At 61.6% G+C, this 23955-nt stretch carries 24 protein-coding genes and 1 pseudogene; 4 read left to right on the forward strand and 21 right to left on the reverse strand.

Annotation, left to right across the window (positions count from 1 at the left end; translation table 11 throughout):
• The first annotated feature begins 123 nt into the window (after positions 1-123).
• Positions 124-873, forward strand: a complete 750-nt coding sequence (locus tag Thiowin_RS03550) for a cobalt-precorrin-6A reductase (RefSeq protein WP_328986365.1) — start codon at positions 124-126, stop codon at positions 871-873.
• Between the two features lie 34 nt (positions 874-907).
• On the opposite strand, the gene Thiowin_RS03555 is transcribed toward Thiowin_RS03550, so the two are convergent.
• The 6 genes and pseudogenes from Thiowin_RS03555 to cbiE form a co-directional block, all read right to left on the reverse strand.
• The gene (locus Thiowin_RS03555; protein WP_328988194.1) at positions 908-1957 is read right to left on the reverse strand and encodes a precorrin-3B C(17)-methyltransferase; all 1050 of its coding nucleotides are present in this window, start codon (positions 1955-1957) and stop codon (positions 908-910) included.
• A pseudogene (locus Thiowin_RS03560) lies at positions 1940-2701 on the reverse strand (precorrin-2 C(20)-methyltransferase); the annotation flags it as partial. The pseudogene Thiowin_RS03560 and the gene Thiowin_RS03555, both read right to left, overlap by 18 nt.
• On the reverse strand, positions 2688-3320 hold the full coding sequence (locus Thiowin_RS03565) for a precorrin-8X methylmutase (protein WP_328986366.1): 633 nt from the start codon (positions 3318-3320) through the stop codon (positions 2688-2690). The gene Thiowin_RS03565 and the pseudogene Thiowin_RS03560, both read right to left, overlap by 14 nt.
• A 67-nt stretch (positions 3321-3387) precedes the next feature.
• A complete protein-coding gene (locus Thiowin_RS03570; RefSeq protein WP_328986367.1) occupies positions 3388-4167 on the reverse strand; it encodes a Uma2 family endonuclease in 780 nt (259 codons plus the stop codon).
• A 136-nt stretch (positions 4168-4303) separates the two neighbouring features.
• On the reverse strand, positions 4304-5086 hold the full coding sequence (gene cobF, locus Thiowin_RS03575) for a precorrin-6A synthase (deacetylating) (protein ID WP_328986368.1): 783 nt from the start codon (positions 5084-5086) through the stop codon (positions 4304-4306).
• 10 nt (positions 5087-5096) lie between these two features.
• On the reverse strand, positions 5097-6374 hold the full coding sequence (gene cbiE / locus Thiowin_RS03580) for a precorrin-6y C5,15-methyltransferase (decarboxylating) subunit CbiE (protein WP_328986369.1): 1278 nt from the start codon (positions 6372-6374) through the stop codon (positions 5097-5099).
• A gap of 154 nt (positions 6375-6528) precedes the next feature.
• Between cbiE and nikR the strand changes: the two genes are divergently transcribed.
• The 3 genes from nikR (at position 6529) to lgt (ending at position 10608) form a co-directional block, all read left to right on the forward strand.
• Positions 6529-6987, forward strand: coding sequence for a nickel-responsive transcriptional regulator NikR (gene nikR, locus Thiowin_RS03585; protein ID WP_408034156.1), 459 nt, complete (start codon positions 6529-6531; stop codon positions 6985-6987).
• A 561-nt stretch (positions 6988-7548) separates the two neighbouring features.
• Positions 7549-9267, forward strand: coding sequence for a diguanylate cyclase (locus tag Thiowin_RS03590; RefSeq protein WP_328986371.1), 1719 nt, complete (start codon positions 7549-7551; stop codon positions 9265-9267).
• A gap of 477 nt (positions 9268-9744) precedes the next feature.
• On the forward strand, positions 9745-10608 hold the full coding sequence (gene lgt, locus Thiowin_RS03595) for a prolipoprotein diacylglyceryl transferase (RefSeq protein ID WP_328986372.1): 864 nt from the start codon (positions 9745-9747) through the stop codon (positions 10606-10608).
• Here lgt and Thiowin_RS03600 read toward each other — a convergent pair.
• From Thiowin_RS03600 to pufB (Thiowin_RS03670), 15 genes are all read right to left on the reverse strand, one after another.
• Positions 10597-13317 (reverse strand): glycosyltransferase, encoded by a 2721-nt coding sequence (locus Thiowin_RS03600; protein ID WP_328986373.1) that lies wholly within the window; start codon positions 13315-13317, stop codon positions 10597-10599. The two genes, lgt and Thiowin_RS03600, sit on opposite strands and share 12 nt — an antisense overlap.
• The gene (locus tag Thiowin_RS03605) at positions 13314-15086 is read right to left on the reverse strand and encodes a glycosyltransferase family 39 protein (RefSeq protein WP_328986374.1); all 1773 of its coding nucleotides are present in this window, start codon (positions 15084-15086) and stop codon (positions 13314-13316) included. Before Thiowin_RS03605 ends, Thiowin_RS03600 begins: the two co-directional genes overlap by 4 nt.
• 24 nt (positions 15087-15110) lie before the next feature.
• A complete protein-coding gene (dcd, locus tag Thiowin_RS03610) occupies positions 15111-15680 on the reverse strand; it encodes a dCTP deaminase (protein WP_328988195.1) in 570 nt (189 codons plus the stop codon).
• Positions 15680-17020 (reverse strand): lytic transglycosylase domain-containing protein, encoded by a 1341-nt coding sequence (locus tag Thiowin_RS03615; RefSeq protein ID WP_328986375.1) that lies wholly within the window; start codon positions 17018-17020, stop codon positions 15680-15682. The genes dcd and Thiowin_RS03615 overlap by 1 nt, the downstream gene beginning before the upstream one ends.
• Positions 17021-17285: 265 nt before the next feature.
• The gene (locus Thiowin_RS03620) at positions 17286-17666 is read right to left on the reverse strand and encodes a helix-turn-helix domain-containing protein (protein WP_328986376.1); all 381 of its coding nucleotides are present in this window, start codon (positions 17664-17666) and stop codon (positions 17286-17288) included.
• Between the two features lie 650 nt (positions 17667-18316).
• A complete protein-coding gene (tatC, locus tag Thiowin_RS03625; protein ID WP_328986377.1) occupies positions 18317-19510 on the reverse strand; it encodes a twin-arginine translocase subunit TatC in 1194 nt (397 codons plus the stop codon).
• Complete coding sequence (gene tatB / locus Thiowin_RS03630) at positions 19507-19845, reverse strand: Sec-independent protein translocase protein TatB (protein WP_328986378.1); 339 nt, start codon at positions 19843-19845, stop codon at positions 19507-19509. The genes tatC and tatB overlap by 4 nt, the downstream gene beginning before the upstream one ends.
• Positions 19846-19875: 30 nt before the next feature.
• Complete coding sequence (tatA, locus tag Thiowin_RS03635; protein ID WP_328986380.1) at positions 19876-20157, reverse strand: Sec-independent protein translocase subunit TatA; 282 nt, start codon at positions 20155-20157, stop codon at positions 19876-19878.
• Positions 20158-20341: 184 nt separating this feature from the next.
• The gene (locus Thiowin_RS03640) at positions 20342-20665 is read right to left on the reverse strand and encodes a phosphoribosyl-ATP diphosphatase (protein ID WP_328986381.1); all 324 of its coding nucleotides are present in this window, start codon (positions 20663-20665) and stop codon (positions 20342-20344) included.
• The gene (gene hisA / locus Thiowin_RS03645; protein WP_328986382.1) at positions 20662-21432 is read right to left on the reverse strand and encodes a 1-(5-phosphoribosyl)-5-[(5-phosphoribosylamino)methylideneamino]imidazole-4-carboxamide isomerase; all 771 of its coding nucleotides are present in this window, start codon (positions 21430-21432) and stop codon (positions 20662-20664) included. The genes Thiowin_RS03640 and hisA overlap by 4 nt, the downstream gene beginning before the upstream one ends.
• Positions 21433-21476: 44 nt before the next feature.
• Positions 21477-22019 carry an ATP-dependent zinc protease family protein gene (locus tag Thiowin_RS03650; protein ID WP_328986383.1) on the reverse strand — a complete coding sequence of 181 codons (543 nt, stop codon included), beginning with the start codon at positions 22017-22019 and terminating at the stop codon, positions 21477-21479.
• Positions 22020-22175: 156 nt separating this feature from the next.
• A complete protein-coding gene (gene pufA / locus Thiowin_RS03655) occupies positions 22176-22346 on the reverse strand; it encodes a light-harvesting antenna LH1, alpha subunit (RefSeq protein WP_328986384.1) in 171 nt (56 codons plus the stop codon).
• A 56-nt stretch (positions 22347-22402) separates the two neighbouring features.
• The gene (pufB, locus tag Thiowin_RS03660) at positions 22403-22528 is read right to left on the reverse strand and encodes a light-harvesting antenna LH1, beta subunit (protein ID WP_328986385.1); all 126 of its coding nucleotides are present in this window, start codon (positions 22526-22528) and stop codon (positions 22403-22405) included.
• Between the two features lie 106 nt (positions 22529-22634).
• Positions 22635-22865, reverse strand: a complete 231-nt coding sequence (gene pufA / locus Thiowin_RS03665) for a light-harvesting antenna LH1, alpha subunit (RefSeq protein WP_328986386.1) — start codon at positions 22863-22865, stop codon at positions 22635-22637.
• A gap of 76 nt (positions 22866-22941) precedes the next feature.
• Complete coding sequence (gene pufB, locus Thiowin_RS03670; RefSeq protein WP_328986387.1) at positions 22942-23085, reverse strand: light-harvesting antenna LH1, beta subunit; 144 nt, start codon at positions 23083-23085, stop codon at positions 22942-22944.
• Positions 23086-23955 lie beyond the last annotated feature (870 nt).

A 23955-nucleotide genomic window follows, 5' to 3' on the forward strand; every position in this document is an offset into this window, starting at 1 on the left:
TGATCTGATCTGATCTGATCTGATCTGATCTGACATGACCTGCCCGAGCTTCGGGCACAGGCTTTCCCGGCGATGACTGACCATGATTCGCTTCAGAACAGGTTTTTTGGAGAGCTATCTGGTATGAAAACCAAGAAGGTGTTGATTCTCGGTGGTGTCACCGAAGGTTACATCCTCGCCGAGGCGCTGGCCGATCAGGAGGGCTTTCATCCGATCAGCTCACTGGCTGGGCGCACCCAGCATCCGCGCCCGCCGGTGGGAGAAACCCGCATCGGCGGTTTTGGTGGTGTGGAGGGCCTGCGCGCCTTTCTGCTCGAAGGTGCCATCGATGCCGTGGTGGATGCCACCCATCCTTTCGCCGACACCATGGGCCAGCACGCGGCCCTGGCCTGTGATCAGGCGCAAGTGCCGCTGCTGCGTCTGGAGCGACCCGCCTGGGAGGCCAAGCCCGGTGATCGTTGGTATCCGGTGGCGGATTGGGAGCAGGCGGTGGCGCTATTACAAACCCAGGGCGCGCGCCGGGTGTTGCTGGCACTGGGCGCGCGCGAGCTGGCACCCTTCAGCGCGTTGGATGATATTTGGTTTCTAGCGCGCACGGTGACCCGCCCCGATCCCATGCCGCCCTTCGCCGCGGCCGAGTTGCTGGTTGCGCGCGGTCCTTTTTCCCTGGAACAGGAGCTTGACCTGCTGCGCGGGCATGCAATAGACACCATCGTCTGCCGCAACAGCGGCGGCGAGGGCGCCGCCGCCAAGCTGACGGCGGCGCGCGAGCTGGGAATCGCGGTCATCATGCGCGAGCGGCCGCCGCGCCCGAAGGTCCCCGTGGTGGCGAGCGTAGAGTCCGTGCTTGATTGGCTCGCGCGTGACGCCTGATTCAGCGCATCCATTCACCGAGACACCCCGGGATTCACTCCCCGCTCCAGCGCGGTGTATAGAACCACTTGCCACCTGAGGCGCGAGCGATGACGCAGCTGCGTGAGGAACCAATGATCAGCACGGTGCGCATATCAACGGCGTCCGGGTCGAGCATGGCCAGGGTCAGCACCTGGGTGCGCTCGGCGGCGCGGCCGACGTCATGGCCGAGGGCGACTGGGGTGGTCGGAGATTTCAGCGCGCGCAGGATCTCCAGTGCTTGTCCCAGGCTGTCAGGACGCGCGCGTGAGCGCGGGTTGTACAGGGCGATGACCAGGTCCGCCTCGGCGGCCAGGCGCAGGCGCCGTTCAATCAAGCTCCAGGGTTTGAGATTGTCGGACAGCGACAGCACGCAGAAATCATGGCCCAGGGGCGCGCCGACCCGCGCGGCCAGGGCCTGAGCCGCTGAGATGCCGGGCAGAATCTTGAGCGCGACCTTTTGCCAGGCCGGGTTCCAGGGTGAGTCTGTCGCTGGCTCTGGCTCTGGCTCTGGCTCGCACTCGGACTGCGGACCGCGGTCGAGCACTTCAAGCACCGCGCTGGCCATGGCAAAAATACCCGGGTCGCCGGAAGACAGCAGCACCACCCGACGGCCGCTGGCGGCGAGATCAAGCGCGGCGCGGGCGCGGTCCAGTTCCTGGCGGTTGTCGGAGGGGCGCACGCGCTGATCGGGGCGGAAGGGCCCGGCCAGGCGCAGATAGGTCTCGTAGCCGAGAATGTCCTCGGCCTGGTCGATGGCCGCGCGTGCCTCGGGTGTCAGCCATTCTGGCGCGCCGGGCCCCAGACCCACCACCGCTAGGTGACCGCCGCGCGTGCCGGCATATTGAGGCGGGCCCGAGGGCTCTGGTGCAACGGGGTCCAGGGGGGCGCGGGAGTCGAAGGGCGGGTGCGTCGCGCGATACTCTGCTCCATCATCTTTCAGGTCAGCTTCCGTGATCGGAGGCTCGTCGACAGAGTCTGGAAGCTGTTCCTCCGGGCTGGTCACCGGAACCAGTGCCGCGCCGGATGCGATGGCCGGCCAGGTCTCGCCCGGAATCAGAATCATGGCGAAATAGGGCACGCTCGCGGGCTCGATCCGCGGCAGCGCGCGGATGCGTTCCTCGCCCATGGTGGCGCGCTCGACATAGCGCGCCCGATCCAGCAGGCCAAGCTCGGTGATTACCCGGCGCACCTTGGCGAAATTGGTGCCGAGCTTCATCACCGCCGCCGCCTCGCAGCCGCTTAGGCGCTGGCGCAGCTCGGCTTCGGGCAAGGTGCCCGAGAGAACCAGCAGGCTTTGGTCGCGGTAGACCAGAGGCGTGCGCAGCGCGGAGGCGCTGGCCACGACCGAGCAGACGCCGGCGACGACCTCGGTTGGGAAGCGCCCGACCAGACGATCATGCAGGTACATGAAGGAGCCGTAGAAGAAGGGATCGCCCTCGCACAGCACCGCGACATCGATGCCAGCGGCCAACTGCTCGGCGAGCCGTTCAGCGCTCTGGTCGTAGAAGGCGCGCATGACGCCTTCGTAGTCGAAGGGGGGCGGTGGGATTTTGCCGGTGATGGGATAAATCAGCGGAATCAGGCGTTGCTCCGGGCGCAGATACTCGCTCACGGTGGTCAGGGCATTGCCGCCTTTGTTCTCGGCGGCATAGTAGGCAACCAGGGGTGCCGCGCGCAGCAGGCGCAGGGCCTTGAGCGTCATCAGTTCGGGGTCGCCGGGACCGACGCCAAGACCGATCAGGCGGCCTGGTGCTGGCGCCGGCTGGAGACGGGTCTTCTCCTCCCGCGGGTGATCAGGCACTGGCATGAGGATCCTGACCCAAGGCATTGATGGCGGCGGCGGCCATGGCGCTGCCACCACGACGCCCGCGCACGGCGACAAAGGGCACCCCGCGACTGTTGGCGGCCAGTTCGGCCTTGGACTCGGCGGCGCCGACGAAGCCGACCGGAAAGCCCAGGATGAGCGCTGGACGTGGGCAGCCGGCGTCGAGCATTTCCAGCATCCGAAAGAGTGCGGTGGGGGCATTGCCGAAGGCGACCAGGGCGCCCTCCAGGTGCTCCTGCCACAGATCGAGCGCGGCGGCGGTGCGGGTATTGTTCAGTGTTCGCGCCAGCTCCGGCACGCGCGGATCATCCAGGGTGCAGTGGATGGCATTGTTCGCCGGCAGGCGCGCGCGGGTAATGCCATGGGCGACCATGCGGCTGTCGCACAGAATGGGCGCGCCAGCGGCCAGGGCCGCGCGCCCGGCGCTGCCAGCATCGGTGGAGAATTCCAAGTCGTCGATGATGTCCGGCATGCCGCAGGCATGGACAACACGCACGGCGAGGGTTTTGAGATCGGGCGGGATGCGGGACAGATCCGCCTCGGCGCGGATGATGGCGAAGGATTCGCGGTAGATGGCGTCGGGATCGCGTTGGTAGTGCATCGAGTGGTTGGTTTTTAGTTGCTCGTTGTTTGTTAGCTTAGTTGGGTGTCGGAGCCAAGACGAACAACTAAACATTCACGCCCAAGGCGCGCAGGCGCTCGGCAAGCTGCTCGGCGCGCAGGCGCTCGCTATCAGCGCGCTCACTTTCTCGCTTGGCGCGCTCGTGTTCCTGTTTGGCGCGTTCTTGCTCGCGCTCGAATTTTCCCCGTTCCTCGGCAACGCGCGCGCGCTCTTCCTCGAGCAGCGCGCGTTCGCACAGAATAGACTCGGGCAGGCTGGGCACTAGGTCGCCTGAACGCTCGAAGTAGCGCAACTGGCCGTCCTCGATGCCTAAAAAGAGTCCCAGTACGCTGCTCCAGAGTTGGCCGCGCTTGTTTGGCGTGATGGGCCGGTAGCGCTTGTGCAGCAGGCGGAAGCCGGCGAATTCCAAGGTGTCGGGCGCGAACCAGAAATACTCGGGTGTGCGGAAAACATTCTGATACAGATCCTTTTTGTCGCCGCGATCCACCCGTGCGGTGGAATCCGAGAGCAGCTCGATGATCAAATCCGGGTAGCGGCCGCCCTCTTCCCACACCACCCAGGAATTGCGCGGGGTCCGGTCGGTGTCGCGGACTAGGAAAAAATCCGGTCCGCGAAAATCGCGTTGCTTCAATTGCTGTTGGCTGTAGTAGACCGTCAGATTGGCACCGATGAAAAAGTCCTGACGCTCGCGCCAATACCACTCGAGGCAGCTCACCAGCAAGGCGAGCTGCTGATAATGCAGGCTGCTTTCCATTTCCGGTTCATCGCTCAAGAGTTGTCCGGGTGCGGGCATCAGCTCTGCGAATTGTTCCGCGGTCACCGACATAATGGGGTCGCTCCATTGCGGACGGGTAAGAGATGGCACAGCATAGCATGAGGCTAGGAACGACATCCTTTGCCGGGCTGGAGGGACGAGCCAGGAGGCGGGCTGGGGCAACAAGACCGCCCGCTCGCTGCCGCTGTCAGTCAGTCGGCTTCAGCCGGCGCAGCAGATAGGTATCCATCACCCAGCCGCGTGCGGCGCGCAGGCGCTCCAGGGTGGCGAGGATCTTCTCGGCGACGGCATCGAGCTGGCCGGCGATCAAGACCTCCTCTGGGATGCCAAGATTGCCACCCCAGAAGATGGACAGTCCCTGGCCAAGGCAATGGCGGAAGGCGCCCCGGCCATCGAGCATGACCAGGGTGTTGTCGATGCTGGCCGGATCGGATTGTTCGAGCTGGCGGCCGGTGGTGATGACAATGGGCTCGCCCACGCGGTTAAGCGGGATGGCATGGCGGGCGGTGAGCACCTGCACCGCGCTCAGGCCGGGAATGACCTGGAGACGAAGCCTGTCCGGACTGTCAGCCGGCTGTTCGCTGACCAGTTCGGCGAACAGGCTGACGCTCTGATCGTAGAGCGAGGGGTCGCCCCAGATCAGCAACGCGCCGGTTTGGCCGTCAGTGAGTTCGCGCGCGATCAGCTCGGCAAAGAGCGCTCGTTTGCGCGCGTGCCAGTCGCGCACCACCTCCAGATAACCATCGGCGGTGCGTGCGCGCGGCGGACTCGGCGCATGCACCACGCGATAGCTGCCGGGTTCAAGGTGGCGTGCCATGATCGCCTCGCGTGCCGCGATTAGGCTCTCCTTGCCGGGGCCATCCTTGTCGAGCAAAAAGAAAACGTCCACCGCGCGCATGGCATCTATGGCCTGCAGGGTAACGAGGTCCGGACCGCCTGGGCCTATGCCGATCAGAGATAGGGTTTTCATGCTGAGTGGATCATCGCCTGCCGTCTTCCGGGGTGCAAGGGGTCTGCTCCGGCGTGACCTTGGTGAGAGCAAGCAGCGTCAGCGGCCGCGCCGGCTGCCAGGACTGAAAGCCGCCGAGCGGCTCGGCCTGGGCCAGGGCGACGCGGATTAGCTCCCCGCCGTGGCGCTGATACAGCGTGGTCAACAACAGCTCACTCTCCAGGGTCACGGCCGTGGCGAGCAGGCGACCGCCGGGCTTGAGTGCCTCCCAGCAGTGCTCGACCACGCCAGGGCGGGTTAAACCGCCGCCGATGAAGATGGCATCCGGCCTCTCCAGTCCCGCCAGGGCAGCGGGCGCCCGGCCTTCAATCAGTTCCAACTCAGGCACACCCAGTCGCGCGCGATTGGCGCGGATCAGCGCGCAGCGGCCGGGGTGGGATTCTACGGCGATGGCCTGACAGCGGTTGCCCGTGCGCAGCCATTCGATACCGATGGAACCGCAACCGGCACCGACATCCCACAGCCGCTCGCCATGAGCGGGGGCTAGGCGTGCCAGCACCATGGCGCGCATGTCGCGCTTGGTGAGTTGTCCGTCGTGTTCGAAGGCGTCATCCGGCAAGCCGGCGCGCCGGGAGAGACAGCGTGCACCCGCGTCTGCCCGACAAGTGACCGCGACCAGATTGAGCGCGGCTCCCGGCGGATGGGACCAGGCGTTCGCGCGGCTTTCAGCCATGCCTTCCTCGGGTCCGCCCAGACGCTCCAGGCGCGCCAGCTGGCTCTCGCCATAACCATGTGCCACCAGCAACTTGGACAGTTGCGCCGGGGTGTCGGCATCGCGGCTCAAGACCAGCAGCCGGGCCCCAGGTGCCAGATGCAGGGCAAGGCCTTCCAGCGGCTCGCGATGGGCGGGAATGACCTTAATCTCATGCAGCGCCCACCCCAGGCGCGCCGCCGCCAGGGACGCAGCCGAGGCCGCCGGCAGCACCCGCATCTCCGCGGCGCCAAACCAGCGCGCCAGAGTCGCGCCGACGCCATGGAACATGGGGTCGCCACTGGCCAGCACCACCACCGGTTGGCCGCGATAGGCCAGCAGGGCATCATGAGCGGCGGAGAAAGGGCTTGGCCAGGTCTGCCGAATCTGATCCGGGTGTGACGGTACCATGGCCAGATGGCGCGCGCCGCCGAACAGCACGCGCGCCTGGCACAGAGTCTGACGCGCGGCCTCGCCGAGGCCGGCCAGGCCATCCTCGCCGATACCGATGACGCGGAGCCAGGGGGTAGGGATCTCTTTGGGGCATGGGCTCTTCATGGCTGAGATGATGTTGTCGTGCCGCCAGATGTGCAAGTTGATCCAAGGATACCGAATACCAAGGAGCCGCATGGATCGTGAATAATGAGAACCCAAGACACCTGAGACAATGACAGCCGGAACGGAGCGGCGACGACAAATGCAGCGAATCACCATGACGATCGACGATGACCTGGCCGAGCAATTCGAGACCTATCGGACAAGTCGCGGCTATGGCAACCGCTCCGAGGCGCTACGGGATCTGATCCGCGACCGGCTCGGTGCCGAGGAGCTCGACCGGCCGGAGGCAAGTGACTGTCTCGCCACTCTGACCTACGTTTACAACCACCAACAGCGCGAGCTGGCGGCGCGCATGACCCGGCTTTCGCATGAGCATCATGATCTGTCTGTGTCTACCCTGCACGTGCACCTAGACCATGACAACTGCCTGGAAACCGTGGTGTTGCGCGGGCTAGCGCAGCGGGTGCGCGCATTTGCGGACGCGATCCGCGCCGAAACCGGCGTGCGCCACGCGCGGCTGTTCCTGCTGCCCGTCAGAGCGTCCGAGTTGGCTCACGGTCATGGCGATGCTGAAGGATCAGCACGGCATCTACATTTGGAGCCGATGTCTTGAATGTGTTTTGATAATGCCGTGACGATAATTTGACTGTTGTCATTTTGGCTTCTCCATCTCCGCCTCAGATCTAATCCCACCCAACTCAGTCCGCTCCCTCCTTGATCTGACGCCAAGGTTTCCCGGCGACACCCCAGCTCCTGCCGGCTTTGCGTGATTTCGACCAGTTGACACACGCATCAGAGCCGGTCATCCTATGCAACAGGTGAAAGGGGGCGGTCCAGAAACAATAGCGGATTGTGTGGGATGGCATTTTTAGGCGCTAATTAAGATGAGAGGCACTCACCCGCGTCTAGGCCGCGCCCTTGTCTTGTTTCGTGCATTCTTCCCGACATGTGGCCGAAGGGGCAGGTGGCGCAAAAGGGTTCTTTGGCGCAAAAGGGTTCTTTGGCGCGAAGGGTCAGAGTGTGACTGCATTGAAAGGCGGAGCGATTCATGAGGAAGCAAGTCGCAGACTCTCCGCGATCTGGAGTGCGAGCCCCTGTCTCTTCGTCGCCTGTCGTTTCCCGTCCGGGTCCAACCGATCCGGGGCGCTCCATGCCGCTCATGGGCGAGACGTCCATGGATGAGAAGCGCGGATCGGCATCCAACCGCGGGGCGACGCATCTCTGGCAGTCTCTGGGCGCCGCGAGAATCGGCACCTATCGGCTGGATCTGTCCGCCGGTCGCATTTTTGGGGATGCATGGTATTTTCGTCTGCTGGGTTACCCGCCAGAGGCAGACGGACTCGCGCTTGAGGCTTTTCTGGAGCAACTCCATCAGGAAGACCGCCGCCGCTATCAGACGGCACTCCAGGCTATCCGCTGTCGGCTCAGCGACCAGCTCGAACTGTGCATTCTCATTTGTCGCGGTTCCACCGAGTCTGTCCCCATGCTGGACCGCGGACAGGTATTGATCGACCAGGAACGACTTTGGATCGCGGGCGTCCACATTGATCTAACAGGCGTTGTCGCTCCGCTGCGGCAGCTTGCCTCTCATGACCAGTTAACCGGGTTGCTTAGCCGCCATGGCATCTGGCGGCTTGTCGAGCAAGCGCATCATCACGCGCAGGTAAGTCAACGCGATTGCGCGATAGCCCTGCTGGATATCGATCACTTGAAAGATATCAACGATATGCATGGTACGGTCGTGGGTGATCAATTGCTGTCGGCCTTGGGCGCGCGCCTGGATGCGCACTTGCGACTGCAAAACATCACCATTGGGCGCTGGGGTGGCGATGAGTTTCTTGCCATCGCGACAGATACAAACGAGGCTGCCCTGGTAAAACACATCGACGCCGCCCGCCAAATGATCACCAATGAACCGCCCCGCATCGACGGGCAAGCGATTCAGGTGACCTTGAGCGCCGGAGTTACAACCGCGCGTCCTCTCATGGACAGCGCCGAGCAGGCGCTGGCGCGCGCGGACCTTGCCCTCTATCGCGCCAAAAAGGATGGTTGCAATCGCGTCCATGGCAGTAGCCTGTCCACCGACAACCGCACCATGTCGCTCGCAATTCTGGTTCAGGACGCCGTGCGCATGGCGCGCGTGACCCCGGTCTTTCAGCCAGTGGTGCGCCTCCGCGACCGCCAGCCTGTCGCCGAGGAGGCTTTTTCCCGCATCATGGAGAACGGTTCACGCCTGCTCAATGCCTCGGCGTTTATCGAGGTCGCGCTGCAACTCAAGCTTCTGCACCGCATCGATCAGATGCTGTTCGATGCCGCGCTCGAACGCATCGCTTACCCGCCAGCCAATGCAGTCTGCCCCGGGAAGGACGCGGGTTCCCTGCTCACCTTCGTGCACATCTCCGAGGATCTCATCCGACATCCAGCCACCCTGAATGAAATGGTCAGAACCATCAACGAGCATCCTGAGTTTGCAGCGCGGTCATCGGGTATGCTCCCCATGGTGCTGGTGCTGAATGAGCACTTGGTCATCAAGCACCGCGGAATGGTCGCTGACAGCCTGCAACCCATGCTCGATTTCGGCTGCAAACTCTCGATTACCGGCTACGGAAATCACGACAGCGCCTTGGAGCTTTTGCATCAAGACCTTGCCTTCAGTTTCCTGTCCTTCGATCCCTGTCTGGTGCAGAAAGCCCTGGAGTCCGATGGCGCCCGAGCGGCACTCGCGCGGATGCAACAGGCCGCCCATGCCTTGGGTATCACCACCATCGCCAAGCAAATCCAGAACCCAAGCACCCTGGATCTGGTCGTCGATCTCGGCCTGGACTGGGGGCAAGGCTACTTGCTCGGCGTGCCAACAGACCCTAGATGGCCGCATTCGGCACGCTCCTGTTAATGAGCCTGGTGCATGACTGTAACCGCCTTAGTCAGCGTCAAGGCTAGGTTTCTGTTCCCTCGCGTCCCCGAGAACCTGTTCTTGGATGGCTTGCGCCAGCGGGCTAGCCCATCGCCGCGGAAGTGCCGAGACTAGGCACCCGCGTTATCGGAGTCTTCATCGACGATCCGCGCAGGAAAGTCCGAGATGAGGACAACGACAGCGGTGGATATGGTGGCATCGAACACGAATGCGACAAAGATAAGGATTAAGGATAGCTAACTGAGACAGTCTCGGGGCTTTCCTACCGCCGCGCTAGCATCGGTTAAGGGGGAACAGGTGGCCGCCAAGCTTGTCCCCGGGTGTGAGTCCCGCAAAACAGTACCCGAGCGGTCGCGCCCTCGGCGACCTCACGAAGTGGCAAGTATTATCGCGAGTAGCATTCGGTCGCTCTTGTGATATTCGTGTTCGCGAAGCTCTGTGCTAGACTGCCGACCCATGTTGAGCTACCCCACGATCGATCCTGTCGCGCTCTCGCTCGGGCCGCTGAAAGTCCACTGGTACGGGTTGATGTACTTGGTGGGTTTTGCGCTCGCCTGGATGCTCGGGCGTTGGCGGGCGGCGCACAGTCATTACGGCTCCCGTCTGGATTCGGGCTGGTCGGCCGAGATGGTCGACGATCTGATTTTCTACGGCGTGATTGGCACCATTGCCGGCGGGCGCCTGGGCTACATGCTGTTCTACGGTCAGGAGCAGATTTTCGACAATCCGCTGAACCTGCTCAAAGTTTGGCAGGGCGGGATGTCTTTCCATGGCGGTCTGATTGGCGTGATGCTGGCCATCTGGCTGTTCGCGCGCAAGTACCGCATGCGCTTTTTCGAAGTTAGCGATTTTCTCGCGCCTCTGGTGCCTCTGGGGTTGTTGGCCGGCCGCATCGGTAATTTCATCAATGGCGAACTCTGGGGTCACGCGACCTCGTTGCCTTGGGGCATGCGCCTGCCTTGTGCGCGTTTTCCTGAATACTGCCAGGGGTTGCCATCGGGTGCGATCTGGTCGGTGCCGCTGCATCCATCCCAGCTTTATGAGGCTGTGTTGGAGGGGCTGGTGCTCTTTGTCGTGCTGTGGCTGTTCTCCAGCCGCCCTCGGCCAACCATGGCGGTGTCCGGGCTCTTTTTGTTGCTCTACGGCCTGTTCCGATTCAGCGTCGAATGGTTGCGTCAGCCGGATGCGCACATTGGTTATCTTGCCTTCGATTGGCTCACCATGGGCCAGTTGCTGAGCTTGCCGATGCTGCTTGGTGGGGCTGTGCTCTTGCTCTTGGCCCTCTGGCGCGGAAGAGTCCGGGTGGACTCAGACGACTGACTTGGGCGCCGGTGGTTGTGCCGGCGGTTGTGCCGGTGGTTGGTCTTGGGTCGAGCGGGTCGAGCTCGCGGCTGTCTTTGACAGTCTGGTGCCTGGGGTCGCATTGGCAACTGCGGCGTCCATTTGCGTCATGGTGCCAACCAGTCCCGCCGGTAGCCGGTTCCAGGCGCTGATCAAAGAGACCAGGACGGCCGCCAGGTAGGGAATGGCCTGAACCAGCAGAACGCTAATCCACACTTTTACGTCCAGCATGTAGGCGTCCTCGCGTTGCGCGGCGCTAAAGGCGCCCAAGCAGAGTGCGAGCGCGAACAAGGCCTCCTCGCGGGCATCGAGCAGTGCGCGAATCAAGGCTGGGGAGCTCGCCAGCTTGGGCGTGCGCAAAAAGGGCATCTTGCCTGAACCAAGGCCCGCCAGAATGGCGCGAGCAATGGTGTGCGACAGGGCCAGGCCAGCCAGGCCGGCGGCAAGGCTCTGACGCCAGGTGGCGGCGACGCGGCGGCGGTAAAGGAACAGGCTTTTGAGCATTTTGAAGACGAACAGCACCAAGGGGATGAGTGCCACCGTCATATAAGGTGGGGTGACCCGATCCGGGTAAAGCGCCATCGCGATAGCCCAGCCCAGCGCGGCGAAATTGAACAGCAGGTTAAAACTGTCCGCGAACCAGGGCAGCCAGCCGGCGACAAAGTGATAGCGCTGCCCGGCGGAGAGTTCGGTGCGCCGCCAGCCCAGCAGTTCGCGCCAGTGGTGGGCAAGAATGCGCACCGCGCCATAGGCCCAGCGAAAGCGCTGCTTGCGAAAATCCGCGAAGCTGTCTGGTATCAGCCCGCGCCCATAGGTACAGGGAATATAAAGCGCCTTGTAACCCTGCTCGAACAGCCGCAGGCCAAGCTCGGCATCCTCGGTGATGCACCATTCGGCCCAGCCCTGAACCGAGGCCAGGGTTTCGCGCCGGATCATGGTCATGGTGCCATGCTGAATAATCGCGTTGCGCTCGTTGCGGGTGACCATGCCAATGTGGAAAAAGCCGCGGTATTCGGCCAGGCACATGGCCTTGAAGGCATTCTGATCGCCATCGCGATAGTCTTGTGGCGCCTGCACAATGCCAATGTCCGGATCGGTAAAGGCTGGAACCAGATCGCGCAGCCAGTCGGGCAAGACCACATAATCGGCGTCGATCACGGCGACCACGTCCACCTCGGGATGGGTCTCGCGCAATGCAAAGTTGAGCGCCCCCGCCTTGAATCCCGCCAGCGGATCGACATGAAAAAAGCGAAAGTGCTGGCCCAGGCGCGCGCAATGGGCACGCACCGGTTGCCATACCTCGGGGTCTTTGGTGTTGTTGTCGATTACCAGCACCTCGAAACGTGGGTAATCCAGTGCCGCCAGGGCATCCAGGGTCTCGATCAAGAGTTCCGGCGGCTCGTTGTAGGCTGGTACATGAATGGAAACGAAGGGCAGATCCTGGTCGTTCTTGCCATGACGCGGAAAGGGGCGCCGCCATTGCTTGAGCCAGAGTGCCTCGGCCCATTCATGGGCTTCGGCCACCAGCAGCACAATGACGCCGATGCCCCCGACCAGCAGCAGGGCGCCGACCACGGCGGTCGCCGGCGTCATGTATTGGCGGGTGTAGTCGTAGATAATCCAGACGGCGGCGGTTGAAATGGCGTAGGTAACGAGTGCCAGGAAGCCTTTGCCCGAGGAGGACAAGGAAGCGCTGTCGCGATAGAGCAGCAGCAACAAGAGCACGGCCATGCCGACGGAAAGCGCGGCCAATTCCTGCCATTGAGGAATGCGCACAACCGGTTGGGTGAAGTTGAACTTGGGTTCGCGCTCGGCGTTGTAAACGCCCCAATAGGTGCCGGTGGCACCCTCGATCTTGGCCTTCCAGGGTTGGTCAAAGGCTTCCATTACATAGTAGATGTATCCGCCCTTCTCGGCCTCGGCGAGGAAGCGGCGCAGAAAGCGGGTCTGATTCGCCTGCGATGCTTCCGCGCCGCGATTGCGCCGGCCGTTGCTGGGCCAGCCAACCTCGCCGATGATCACGGGCTTGTCTGGATAGGCGTCCTGTACCTCCTTGAAGCGATTGAAGGCGTAGCTGACGGCGTGGTCGATCGGCAGCCCCTCCCAATAGGGCAGCAGGTGGACGGCGATGAAGTCGACATGCTTGATGAGTTCCGGATGCTTCAGCCAGATGTGCCAGGGCTCGGCGGTGCCGACCGGCAAGTCGGTGATCTTGCGGACCTGCTCGATGTAATCGATGAGATCCTCCACTGGCAGATCGTCGCGCAGAAGGCTCTCGTTGCCAACCATGACCCGCACGACACTGCGATGTCCTTCGCGCAGAATGCCGATCAAACGCTCGATTTCGCGTTCATTGGCGTCGGGAAAAGGGCCAATCCAGCCTCCCAGGGCGACATTGAGTTGATGATTGCCAGCGAGGCTGGGGACTAGGCCGAGTGTGTCTTCCACTGAATAGGTACGGACCGCATGGGCATGGCCTTTAAGTAGCGCCAGGTCGCTGTCGATTTCCTCGGGTGTTGGGAAATCCTTCTTGGTGGGATCCTGGTCGGCGCGGATGGGCGAGAAGGAAAAGCCCTGAATGCGCGCCGGCCAGGGTGGCTCCTGCGAGGGCTGATTCAATAACCCCCAGATGGCAATGGTCAGAAGCGCCATCAGCACTGGAATAAGGAGGGTCGCGACGCGTTTCATTCTTGGGATCGGGATCCTTGCTCGGGTGTCAGGTTGCGGGTCTCGCCAGGCATGGCGGACGATGGCAGCGCTTGAAACCATTGCCAGTGGCCGGGAAGTGGCTTGAGGCCAAGCGGTTGCACGGCGGTTTTCAGGTTGGTTGAAGGGGTCAGCGCGAAATAGCTCGCAAAGCCGTCGGGAAGAAGCCGGCTGGCGCCAGTCCCGGTATCCGCCCCATCACCAGTCTGGAGTTCACCCCAGATGCGCACCTGGGGCGCCAGATGATAGGCAAGCGAGAGAAGTTCACCCGTGCCGACGCTGCTTGGGCTCACTAAAACCAGCGGGGCGGGGGCTTGGTTGATGCGTTGGGCAACAGCGCGATTACCGGCGCTGAAGTTCTTGTTCCACCAAGTCTCGGCATGGTGAATGACGGTGAAGGACCAGAGCCCGGCGCCAAGCAGGCTGGCCAGCGCGATGCCGGCACCGGCGCGCCAGAGGGTGGATGCGCCGGTCAGTGCCTGGCCAAGGCTCCAGGCCAGCATTAACTGCAACGCGAGCAAGCTCGGCAGGGCGTAGCGCGGATGCAGCGAGCGGCTCCCGCCAAGCAACAAGTCCGGACCGAGCACCACGCCGATAAAGACCAGTGCCAGCAGCGGTAGAAACCAAGCCGCTGGTCGTGGCGCCCTGTATAGATAATGCCCCAGGGCCAAGGCGACAGGCAGCAGCATCAGCGCGGTCCATGTCGGAACACCAGAGCCGGTGGTCATGGTCCGAATGTCGATAAAGACCCGCGTCAGGTGATCACGCCAGGCGAGAAGGATCTGTTCGAGCGTGATGGGGCGTTGCATCCAGGATGTAAACTGATTGACCTGATCGGCGGCGACCACCATCAGGACTAGCCAGGGAGAAAACAGCAGCAGTGCGACGCCGACAGCCAGCGCGAAGCGCTGGACCAAAGGCTGCCTTGCCTGCCGCCAGCCCCATTTCCAACCGGCTTTCCAGTCGATTTTCCAGCCCGTTTCGCGGGTGCTGGCAAGGAGTCCATAGAACGCGTGAAGCGGGATCAGCAGAAGGGATAGCAGATGTGTGTAGAGCGCGAGCGACAGCGCAGCCGCATAGCCGATCCAGGCAAGCTGCTGTCGAGTGCGCAGGGCGCGCATCAAGGTCGCGCTCGCGACCACGACCAATAGTGTCCAAAGTGCGTATTGGCGGCCTTCCTGGGCGTAAAGCAGGTGCAGGGGCGAGGCGGCGACCAGCAGAGCCGCCAGCCAGGGGGCAGGCCAGACCAATGGCCGTAGCCATGCGCGCTCGCCTTTGCCAGCACCAAAGACTTCTTGCATCAGCCAAAAGGCCGCCAGCGGCAGCAGCATGCCAAAGCCGGCCGAGACGCCGCGCATGGCGATCACCGGGTCGAGTGGCAGCGCCATCAGGGCACGGGCGAGCAGGTAATAAAGCGGTGGATGCTCGGGATGGCGCATCAGGGCGGTCAGGGTGGCTGTCCAGGTATTGGCTGAACCCTGTTGAAAGGCCAGCACTTGCGCGGGTGACAGCAAGGTGGCGCTGAACAGGCGTTGGTTGACCTCGAGCGCGGTCTGACCCAGTACCCGGATCAGGGTGAAGACTTCGTCGTGCCAGACTAGCAGGTGGTCAAGCCCGACGAGGCGCCACAGACTCAGCGCCAGTATCAGACCAGCGAGCAGCCAGGGCAGGATAGCGGCTAGGGTGGCAGCCTTGTGCCGCCGAGCGGATACCGGCTGTCGCGGGACGGCCAGTCGCGGCGCGTTACGCATTTGAATGGATTGAGCCGCGTGGGCCTAGGGCTTTGGTAGGGTCACGCCGCGCTGGCCCTGATACTTGCCCTTGCGGTCACGATAGGAATGCTCGCAGACATCATCGGACTCGAAAAACAGAATCTGGGCAACCCCCTCGTTGGCGTAGATTTTTGCCGGAAGTGGGGTGGTGTTGGAAAATTCGAGTGTGACATGGCCTTCCCATTCAGGCTCGAGTGGCGTCACGTTCACAATAATTCCGCAGCGCGCATAGGTGCTCTTGCCCAGGCAGAGTGTCAGCACATTGCGCGGAATGCGAAAGTACTCCACGGTGCGCGCCAATGCGAAGGAGTTGGGCGGAATGATGCAGACATCGGCGCGCAAATCGACAAAGCTGGATGCGTCGAAGCTTTTTGGGTCGACGATGGCCGAGTTGATATTGGTGAAAATCTTAAACTCATCGGCGCAGCGAATATCGTAGCCGTAGCTTGAGGTGCCGTAGGAGATGACGCGTCCGCCCTCTGGTGTTTCGCGCACTTGGGCTGGCTCGAAAGGATCGATCATGCCGGTGTCCTTGGCCATGCGGCGGATCCAGCGGTCGGATTTTATCGCCATCATGCCTCCGTGCGGCGCCAAAAGCTGCCAGGCATGTGACTATCGGAACGGGGTGGACGCCCGGGTGTTTGGTGTTTGTTCTGATCTGGTGCAAGTTCTGGGTTCAGGTCGCTGGCGGGATGCGCTCCGAATAGGGGGGCATCCATGGCCCTTTGCTGCTTATCCTTGCTTGGTGCTTGCCCGCCTGGCAGCCAAAGCGTGCTGCCAGCTGGAATGGGTGCGCGCCCATCGCGGATAGGGCCAAGCCAGGCTGGATTGGCGCGAATCAGCTCATACACGGGTACACCCAGCTCGCGCGCAACCTCGTTTACCCTTTGGCTTTTTGTCATGCTGACCCGCCGCTGCGCGATGGGTTTTTCGTAATGGATTTCTGGGAAGTACTCTTGCGGGTGCTTGGCGACATGCCGGGCGGCGATGAATTCCGCATAGAAATTACGCGATGCAAAGCCGAAGTAGCGTCCGCGATAGTGTTTAACGATGCTGGCGATGTCATCGCCATGGATCGCGCGAGCATTGCTCATGCCGCCGACGCCGTGATTATAGGATGTGATTGCCAGCGGCCAACTGCCAAGCTTGCTGTAAGCCTGGGCAAGATAGCGAGCGGCGGCATCGGCGGCAATGAAGGGGTCGAGCCGCTCGTCGATCTGGTTGTCCACCCTCATGTATTGCCGACCGGTTGAGCGAATGAACTGCCACATGCCAGTTGCTCCGGCGCTTGAGCGGGCGTTGAGTTGGAATGACGACTCCACATGCGGCAGGAAGGCGAGATCCTCCGGAACCCCATGACGGCGGAAGATCTCCCGGAAAGCCTGCTCGTAACCCCCGCTGATTTCGAGTCCGCGTCGAAAACGCTCGCGCAGACCGCGCTGGGTGCGGACTCTGGCCGCCGGATCAATCAGGGCCGCGCCGCCACCGGCCGCGCTGAGTTTGTTTTTAAGCGCCCGTTCCTCGCTGGTGAGCGGAGCCTTGCTGGCCAGTTTGCGCGAGAGTTCCTGCAGACGCGCCTGCCAACTTGCCTTCAGGCTATCGACGAAATCCCGCTGTCGCGGTGTATAGGATGCCTTGATCGGGCCAGGAAGTTCGGCGACCTGGTAGATGAGGTCCAAATAACGGTCATCATGTACCACCACCTGAGCGCGGCTCCATTCGGCATAGACCTTGCGCCAGAATTCGACACTGGGCACCAGGCCGGCGGGAACCGGAAAATATTGGGTGGCGGAGAAATCCGACGTGGATACAAGGGTTGTGCAGCCTGATGGTGCCAGGGCCAGCACCGGGAGGATGGTGACAAAAAGCAGGGCTGCGCGATTTGGCAGCCATTGCCGGATAGTGTGGCGCATGGTGACAGCTTGAATTGATTTGGTGAGGTTCGGCCTGGGTGGCTGTGTTGCACAAAAGACCGAGCCAATGGCAGTTCCATAGGCCGGGGGAGACGCCTGAGATCCGCATTCCATGGCAGGCCATCGCCACCGCGAACTTTAAGGTCAATGCACGATGGCGTCAAAAGAAGCTTTGCCGAGGTCCGCCAGTAAGCGGCACTGGGGTGGGCCACCGGCGAAAAGACTCGCCGGTGGTTGCACCTTGCGCTGCCTACTCGGCCATCGCCTATTCGGCCATCTCAAGGCGGCTGCGCATGGCTGGGACTGAGTATTCCCGCTGAACTTCACAAACGCGCAGGATGGTGTCCTTGCCGCGTTCGTCGCTATTGCGGAAGGCATCGATCATTTTCCACTCGGTCTTGCTGAGAGGGGATTTGTCGTCCAGGCACAAAAGATAGGTCGGCGTCAGACCGTCGAGAGCGTTGGAAAGCTCGGCGGCTTCTTCAAGGCCCATGCGGCGGATGCCTTGCTCATAGTTGCTGATGCGCGATTTGGACAACGAGTTGGTGCGCGCGGCCAGCTCGGCCAGGCTATAGCCGTGAGCATTGCGCGCGGCACGCAGGCGTTGGCCAATTTTCTTGGTGAGGTTAATGCTTTCTTCGTCCATTTTTTGCTCCTGTTAGCTCGCAGTGGCGTGGGAAGATTGGTTCAGTGGACGTTTGTAAGGAAATCCCCTACAAATGCCCCTGGGCGCTATCGTACACTGGAGGCTGCGAAGGTCAAGGGTTTTTTTTCATCGATAACGATGCGAGTCCCGATCCTCTTGGTCTAGCTTGCATGAAGAGCGCAGGACGTGAGGTGCTTGGAAGCGAGAATTGGTGAGCTGGTGACCACTGCGGGGCTTGCAGAATTAAGAATTCATCGTGGTTTTGGGTGTAGGCTTCTCCGGTGTGCCGCGCATTACAGAGCCTTGGTGACGCGGAAATGCTGGGGGTGATTTGACCAGCGCCGAAAGCCGCGGCCGGATAATGATCACGGAAAGACAGGAATCAGGCCCGTCACGGACAAAAAGGGCTGAGCTGTTCCTGTGTCGCTGGTGCTGCTGATTTTCGATACTGCTTTTAGCTCAGTGGGTTGCGGGTGCGGGACCAAGCTGGCGTGCTACCGGTTGTTGCTTTTTGAGGGGTGGCGCCTCGGGTATGGTGGGCGCGCCTGAAGATCCAGGCGCCTGTGCTCTTCATGCGCTTTGGAAACGCTGATGAGGTGGTGGAGCGAGTGTCCGGGGGCGGGCGAGATGTGCCCTGGGAAAGAGGGGAGTCAGCTGTCGAGGTCGCTCAGAATATTGCGTGCAACGCGGCGTTGGTCGATATTCCCGTCTTCAAGGACGCGGTAGAGCAGATGGCGAGCGGCAACTAGGTTACCTTCAGCACGACGCTGGTTAGCCTGTTGCAGCAAGGCGGCGGTGGCTGTGATCGAGCCAGCACCAGAGCCAATAGAACCATCAGCGTTGATCCCGCCGGTGTCAGTGCTGTCTTGATGCGCACGCAACTCATCGGCTTCAATGGCGTCAAGCTCGGCTTCCATTTCATCATCCGTGAGCGGACGGAAGCGTTCAGGATCGTTGATGTCGCCGCTATCAATTTCATGGCCCACCACAATTTGAGCGGGGCCTGATCCGCTTGGCGATGCGGGTTCCCGCGATTCTGCCGCTGGGCTATCGTCCGATGCATCGAGTTCCGCTGGCATTTTGGCGCGGGTGTCTTGCTGGAAGACACGCGAGAACAGAATGCCAAGCTCATAAAGCAGCCACATCGGGATGGCCAGCAGGGTCTGGGAGATGACATCCGGTGGCGTGAGCAGCATGCCGGCAATGAAGACGCCGACGATGACATAGGGACGCTTTTGTCTCAGCGCGGCCGGGGTGGTAACACCGGCAGCCACCAGCAGGATGGTCGCGATGGGAATCTCGAAGGCGATGCCGAAGGCAAAGAACAGCTTGAGAATGAACTCCAGATAAAAGGCGATATCCGGCATCTGCTGCACGCCCTCGGGCGTGACCGAGGTGAAAAAGCCGAAGACCAGCGGGAAAACAACGAAATAGGCAAACACCATGCCCAGGTAAAAGAGCACGATGCTTGAGGCCAGCAAGGGCACCGCCAGGCGCTTCTCATGGCGGTAGAGTCCGGGCGCGATAAAAGCCCAGAGCTGATAAAGGATATAGGGCATGGCGATGAACACCGCTACCACTAGGGCCAGCTTGAAGGGCGTCAGGAAGGGCGAGGCCACCTGGGTGGCGATCATGGTCGCGCCTTCGGGCAACTGGGCGCGAATCGGCTTGGCGATCCATGTGTAGAGGTTGTTCGCGAAGGGGAAGAGCCCTACAAAGATGATCGCGATGGCCACCACCATGCGCAGCAGCCGGTCGCGCAACTCAATGAGGTGGTCGATAAAGGGCTGCTCAATGCCGCCGTTGTCGGCGCCAAGTGGCGGGGCCGGCTGGCGTGCGCTCATGGGCGGGGGTCTCGCTTGGCTTCAGTGCCGCTGTTGTCGGTCGGCGATCCCTTGTCAGCCGCAAGGTCTGCTGGGCGCGCTGGCGTGCGTGGTTCGAGCTGTTCCTCGATGATTTGATCAAGCGGCTTGCGCTCGTTCTGACGGCGCAGAATCTCGCGCAATTCCTCGGCCTTGATTTCGCGGTCAATCTCGTCCTTGACCGACAGCAGCGCGCGCCGCGCGCGGCCAACCCAGCGCCCGGCCGTGCGCGCCACGCGCGGCAGGCGCTCGGGCCCCACCACCAGCAGGGCCACCACCGCGATCACCACCAGTTCAAGGGCGCCTACGTCGAACATGAAACAGTGCTCTCGCGCTTAGTGGCTGGGTTAGGATGTCTTGGTTGTTTCGCCAGCAGGCTGATTGGCCGCTTGCGAGCCAGGCTCGCCGGTCTGGGCCGAGAGTTGGGCGCCAGACTGGTCCTCGGCCTGATCCGTGGCCTGATCGTCTTTATCACCCGCGCGGTCACCGTCGTTCATTGCCGAACGGAAGCCTTTGACAGCGCCGCCGAGGTCCGAGCCGAGATTTTTCAGCTTCTTGGTGCCGAAGAGCAAAAGCACGATGACCAGAATGATCAGGAGTTGCCAGATACTGATGCCACCCATTCCCATGAAATCCTCCCCTGTGTCTGTCCAGTTCGCCAGGCAGCGAGTGCCAGGCAGTGGGGCAGACTTGTGTGTCTGTGGTTGAAGCTGTGATGCAAGCAGCGGCGAATCATACCGCAACCGCCCGGTGCGCTGCAGTGCCCGCGCCAAGGCGATGAAGCCAGGTGCGGCCAAAGGGCATTATTTTGACTTAAGCTGGCGGTTTGCGCGCGGCTTTTTCGCTCAGGCCGGAAAGACCAAAACGCCGGTCGAGCTCATCCAGCACGGCATTGGGGTGCAGTCCCTGGTGAGCGAGCAGAACCAGGCTGTGAAACCAGAGGTCGGCGACTTCCTTGGTCAGATGCTCGGGATCGCCATCCTTGGCCGCCATCACGGTTTCAGTTGCTTCCTCGCCGATTTTTTTCAGAATGGCGTCCAGCCCCTGGGCGTAGAGCTTGGCCACATAGGAGGAGTCCGGCTCGGCTTGCTTGCGTGCCTCCAGTACCTCGGCGAGGCGTTCGAGAAGATCGCTCATGAGGGGGAATCTCCCGCGCTGGCGCTCAGGCTGTCGGCCAAGCGCTGGCCTTCAGTAAAATCCAGAGTGCCTTCATAGATGGCGCGTCCAGTGATGGCGCCGCTGATGCCGCCTTTGGTGAGCTGGGCGGCAATCTCGGCCAGGGCGCGCACGTCCTCGAGGCTGGTAATGCCGCCCGAGGCGATCACCGGCACCTCGATGGCCTCGGCCAGGCGCGCGGTGGCCTCGAGATTGGGGCCGGTCAGCATGCCGTCGCGGCCGATGTCGGTGTAGATCACGGCGCCGATGCCGTCGCTGGCAAAGCGTCGCGCCAGGTCTTCCACCCTGTGTTCGGTGGTCTCGGCCCAGCCGCGGATGGCGACTTGGCCGTCCTTCGCGTCCAGCCCGACCAAAATATGTCCGGGGAAAGACAGGCAGGCGCGGGCGACGAACTCAGGCTCGATCACCGCCTGGGTGCCGATAATGCAGAATTGCACGCCTGCGTTTAGGTAGGCGCCGATGGTATCGAGATCGCGAATGCCGCCGCCGACTTGAATGGGCAGCTCTGGATAGGCGGTGGCGATGGCGCGAATGGCCTCGCCATTGACCGGGGTGCCGGCAAAGGCGCCATTGAGGTCAACCAGATGTAGGCGACGCGCGCCGGCGGCCGACCAGCGCCCGGCGGTCTCGACCGGGTTGTCGGAAAAACGGGTTTCATCGTCCATGCGCCCCTGGCGCAGGCGCACGCAGGCGCCGTCCTTGAGGTCGATGGCGGGAATGAGCAGCATGGCTTCATGCCTCCCTGTGAGTAGGTTCCTGGGGATTCGTTGTGTTAATTCGTGGTCTCATCGGGCAAGGACTGATAATAACCGATGGCGTCCTGGGGCTGACCAAGCGCGAAGGAGTGGCCTGAATCGATCAGCGCCCGCCCGGCTAGGGCGGTGCGTCCAATGAGCATGCGAAAGCGCATGGTATCGCGATTGGTCAGGGTTAGCTCGATGGGCCAGGAGTCTCGACCCAGTCGCAGTTGAGTGGCAATGACCAAGCGCTGCTCGCGATGGCCGCCGGAATCCGACACCAGGCGCTGGTCCAGCACAAGGGCGCGGCACTGGATAACAAGGTCCAGGCGGTCTTGCAGCGGATGGACCGCGAAACGCGCCCAAAGGTGGCCCTCACTGTCGCTCTCGGTGTCCAGATCGAAGGCGTGCAGGGCGGAGGTGCGCGCGCCTGTGTCGAGTTTGGCCTTGATCAGCGGCAGCCCAAGCTCCGGCAGGCTGGCCCATTCGCGCCAGCCCAGGATGCCGAGCCGCGCGCCGCTGGGTGAGCCGCTGGGTGAGCCGGTAGGCGAGGATGCGGATGCGTCAGGTCTTGGCATGGGCATGAAATCTTGGCGCATTGATCAGGCATAAAAAAAGCCCCTTGCGGAGCCTGATGAGCGGAATCTGATGGTTGAGTCACCGCATCGCGGTGAGGAGTGCGCCAAACCAGCCGCGAAGAGGCTGCTGGTTTGGCGCTGCCTGTCTGCTACGTCTTAGTTGACGAACAGCATGCCAGCAGGAGCAATGGCGAACACTGCAGCGTGAACGGCAATGCCGAGCACCAGCAGGGAGAACATCATCGGCATCAGCCAAGTGGAAGGATTAACAACCAACCACACTTTCCAGTCGTCTTGGGGGTTTTGGGGTCTAGCGATTTCGGCCATGATATGGTCCTCTGTCAAAGAGTGAAATTAGGGACGCAGGAACAAGGGGGGTTCAATTAGAACCAAGGCTTGCCAGCGATAACCAGGATGTGAGCAACTGCTGCCAGACCGCAGAAGGCGGTGTAGGTGATTTTGAATTGCTCGTGGAATTCTTTTGCTTGATCGGGGGTAAGACCTGACATTCTCTAAGCCTCCAATATGAGGTTTTGTATGAGAGCTGAGCGCGATCTGTCAACTAGGCTACTGAATAGGCCGCTTGAGCGATGATCACTTCAGCCAATTTTCTGCTTATTCAGCAGCAGGAGCAGGCGCCGCGGCAGGAGCCGGAGCAGCAACAGCCGGAGGAGCGTCATTCACGAATAGCATGCCTTCAGGTGCGACACTGAAAACAGCTGCGTGAACAGCGATACCCAGAACCAGCAGAGACAGCATGATGGGCATCAGCCAGGTCGAAGGATTAACGACCAGCCAAATGCGATAGTCTTGCTCGTTGGGCTTGTAATTAAATACGTCTTGCATGTGAGATCTCCTTTGGAACCGTGCCTGGTTTGACGCGACCTTCGCGATGAAGGAGGTGCCTTAAGGTGCGGTTTCTTTAGAACCAAGGCTGGGCGCCGATGACCAGGATGTGAGCAACTGCAGCCAGACCGACAAATGCGGTGTAGGTGATTTTGAATTGCTCGTGGAATTCTTTTGCTTGGTCGGGCGTCAGACCAGATACGCCTTTGGACTCTGCCATCAGTAGACTCTCCGTTAAGAGTTAATAGTAAGGTTGCCGCTCATCGTGCGGCGTAATTCATCGTGCCAGGCTCGTTAATGAGTTGATTGGTGCGATGACCGCGTTGCCCAGCTGTACCTGAAGCCGAGAGCCGGATGGCAAAGACCAAGTGGTAAAGGCCTGTTGGCGAAGCTTGTTGGCGAAACTGGGCGATTAATCCGTTAACCCTGCTCGATCCATGGGTGTCAGTTTAGCCTGACAGAAATAAATGTCAACACTGATGTACAGTTTTTTTTTCGATGCCCCTGGCGGCGTTCGTGCCGCCTCAATATCAGGTGCAAGCGGTCTCTTAACCATTTGTTTTAGTTATTAATAAGGCGGTCTTAGGCTGGTTGTCGGCGCTTTTGCCCGTGCCGGGAACGGCGCTGCCTTGCGGGCAAAACGAGTTCTAAGTATTTGTTAATATAGTAATTATTGTTTTTCCAATCCTCTTCCGTCGAGCTGCTTAGGTGAACTTGGGAGGGCCATCGCAGCTGGAAATCTGGATTTGTGGGCCAGTGACCGCGGATTGGCACGGCCTAATGGCGCCCGCGCCATCAGGCCTGCCATTAAATTAAGATCCTTCGGATCAGCAAGGGACGCGGGAACTTTGGGGCGCCTGTTGGGCCGGGTCATGCAGATTCACCAAGCATCCTGACGGTGCTCGAACGGATGTCAGCTTCATGGGCGCCTGCAGGTTTCTAGGGATTTCGATATCTCGCGGCTGTCAAGACCGAAGGCTAGGGGGGTAGTGGGGCCAAATGCGGCATTGATCTAAGCGCCCTGGCGTCGGCGGAGCCCGGCTGCGATCCTGACTGTCAACTCTACTTAACGTAAAGAAATATTGACAGA

It is taken from the genome of Thiorhodovibrio winogradskyi (assembly GCF_036208045.1).
GTDB classification, from domain to species: Bacteria; Pseudomonadota; Gammaproteobacteria; order Chromatiales; family Chromatiaceae; genus Thiorhodovibrio; species Thiorhodovibrio winogradskyi.

Bases quoted from the DNA above. Each gene is read 5' to 3' on its own strand.
- Thiowin_RS03555 (WP_328988194.1), bottom strand. From the start codon at position 1,957: ATGATTCTGATTCCGGGCGAGACCTGGCCGGCCATCGCATCCGGCGCG.
- lgt (WP_328986372.1), top strand. From the start codon at position 9,745: ATGTTGAGCTACCCCACGATCGATCCTGTCGCGCTCTCGCTCGGGCCG.
- cobF (WP_328986368.1), bottom strand. From the start codon at position 5,086: ATGAAAACCCTATCTCTGATCGGCATAGGCCCAGGCGGTCCGGACCTC.
- pufB (WP_328986387.1), bottom strand. From the start codon at position 23,085: ATGGCAGAGTCCAAAGGCGTATCTGGTCTGACGCCCGACCAAGCAAAA.
- tatB (WP_328986378.1), bottom strand. From the start codon at position 19,845: ATGTTCGACGTAGGCGCCCTTGAACTGGTGGTGATCGCGGTGGTGGCC.
- dcd (WP_328988195.1), bottom strand. From the start codon at position 15,680: ATGGCGATAAAATCCGACCGCTGGATCCGCCGCATGGCCAAGGACACC.
- Thiowin_RS03600 (WP_328986373.1), bottom strand. From the start codon at position 13,317: ATGAAACGCGTCGCGACCCTCCTTATTCCAGTGCTGATGGCGCTTCTG.
- Thiowin_RS03565 (WP_328986366.1), bottom strand. From the start codon at position 3,320: ATGCACTACCAACGCGATCCCGACGCCATCTACCGCGAATCCTTCGCC.
- Thiowin_RS03570 (WP_328986367.1), bottom strand. From the start codon at position 4,167: ATGTCGGTGACCGCGGAACAATTCGCAGAGCTGATGCCCGCACCCGGA.
- pufB (WP_328986385.1), bottom strand. From the start codon at position 22,528: ATGTCAGGTCTTACCCCCGATCAAGCAAAAGAATTCCACGAGCAATTC.
- Thiowin_RS03605 (WP_328986374.1), bottom strand. From the start codon at position 15,086: ATGCGTAACGCGCCGCGACTGGCCGTCCCGCGACAGCCGGTATCCGCT.
- Thiowin_RS03615 (WP_328986375.1), bottom strand. From the start codon at position 17,020: ATGCGCCACACTATCCGGCAATGGCTGCCAAATCGCGCAGCCCTGCTT.
- nikR (WP_408034156.1), top strand. From the start codon at position 6,529: ATGACGATCGACGATGACCTGGCCGAGCAATTCGAGACCTATCGGACA.
- pufA (WP_328986384.1), bottom strand. From the start codon at position 22,346: ATGGCCGAAATCGCTAGACCCCAAAACCCCCAAGACGACTGGAAAGTG.
- Thiowin_RS03550 (WP_328986365.1), top strand. From the start codon at position 124: ATGAAAACCAAGAAGGTGTTGATTCTCGGTGGTGTCACCGAAGGTTAC.
- Thiowin_RS03650 (WP_328986383.1), bottom strand. From the start codon at position 22,019: ATGCCAAGACCTGACGCATCCGCATCCTCGCCTACCGGCTCACCCAGC.
- pufA (WP_328986386.1), bottom strand. From the start codon at position 22,865: ATGCAAGACGTATTTAATTACAAGCCCAACGAGCAAGACTATCGCATT.
- Thiowin_RS03620 (WP_328986376.1), bottom strand. From the start codon at position 17,666: ATGGACGAAGAAAGCATTAACCTCACCAAGAAAATTGGCCAACGCCTG.
- cbiE (WP_328986369.1), bottom strand. From the start codon at position 6,374: ATGAAGAGCCCATGCCCCAAAGAGATCCCTACCCCCTGGCTCCGCGTC.
- Thiowin_RS03590 (WP_328986371.1), top strand. From the start codon at position 7,549: ATGGATGAGAAGCGCGGATCGGCATCCAACCGCGGGGCGACGCATCTC.
- tatA (WP_328986380.1), bottom strand. From the start codon at position 20,157: ATGGGAATGGGTGGCATCAGTATCTGGCAACTCCTGATCATTCTGGTC.
- Thiowin_RS03640 (WP_328986381.1), bottom strand. From the start codon at position 20,665: ATGAGCGATCTTCTCGAACGCCTCGCCGAGGTACTGGAGGCACGCAAG.
- hisA (WP_328986382.1), bottom strand. From the start codon at position 21,432: ATGCTGCTCATTCCCGCCATCGACCTCAAGGACGGCGCCTGCGTGCGC.
- tatC (WP_328986377.1), bottom strand. From the start codon at position 19,510: ATGAGCGCACGCCAGCCGGCCCCGCCACTTGGCGCCGACAACGGCGGC.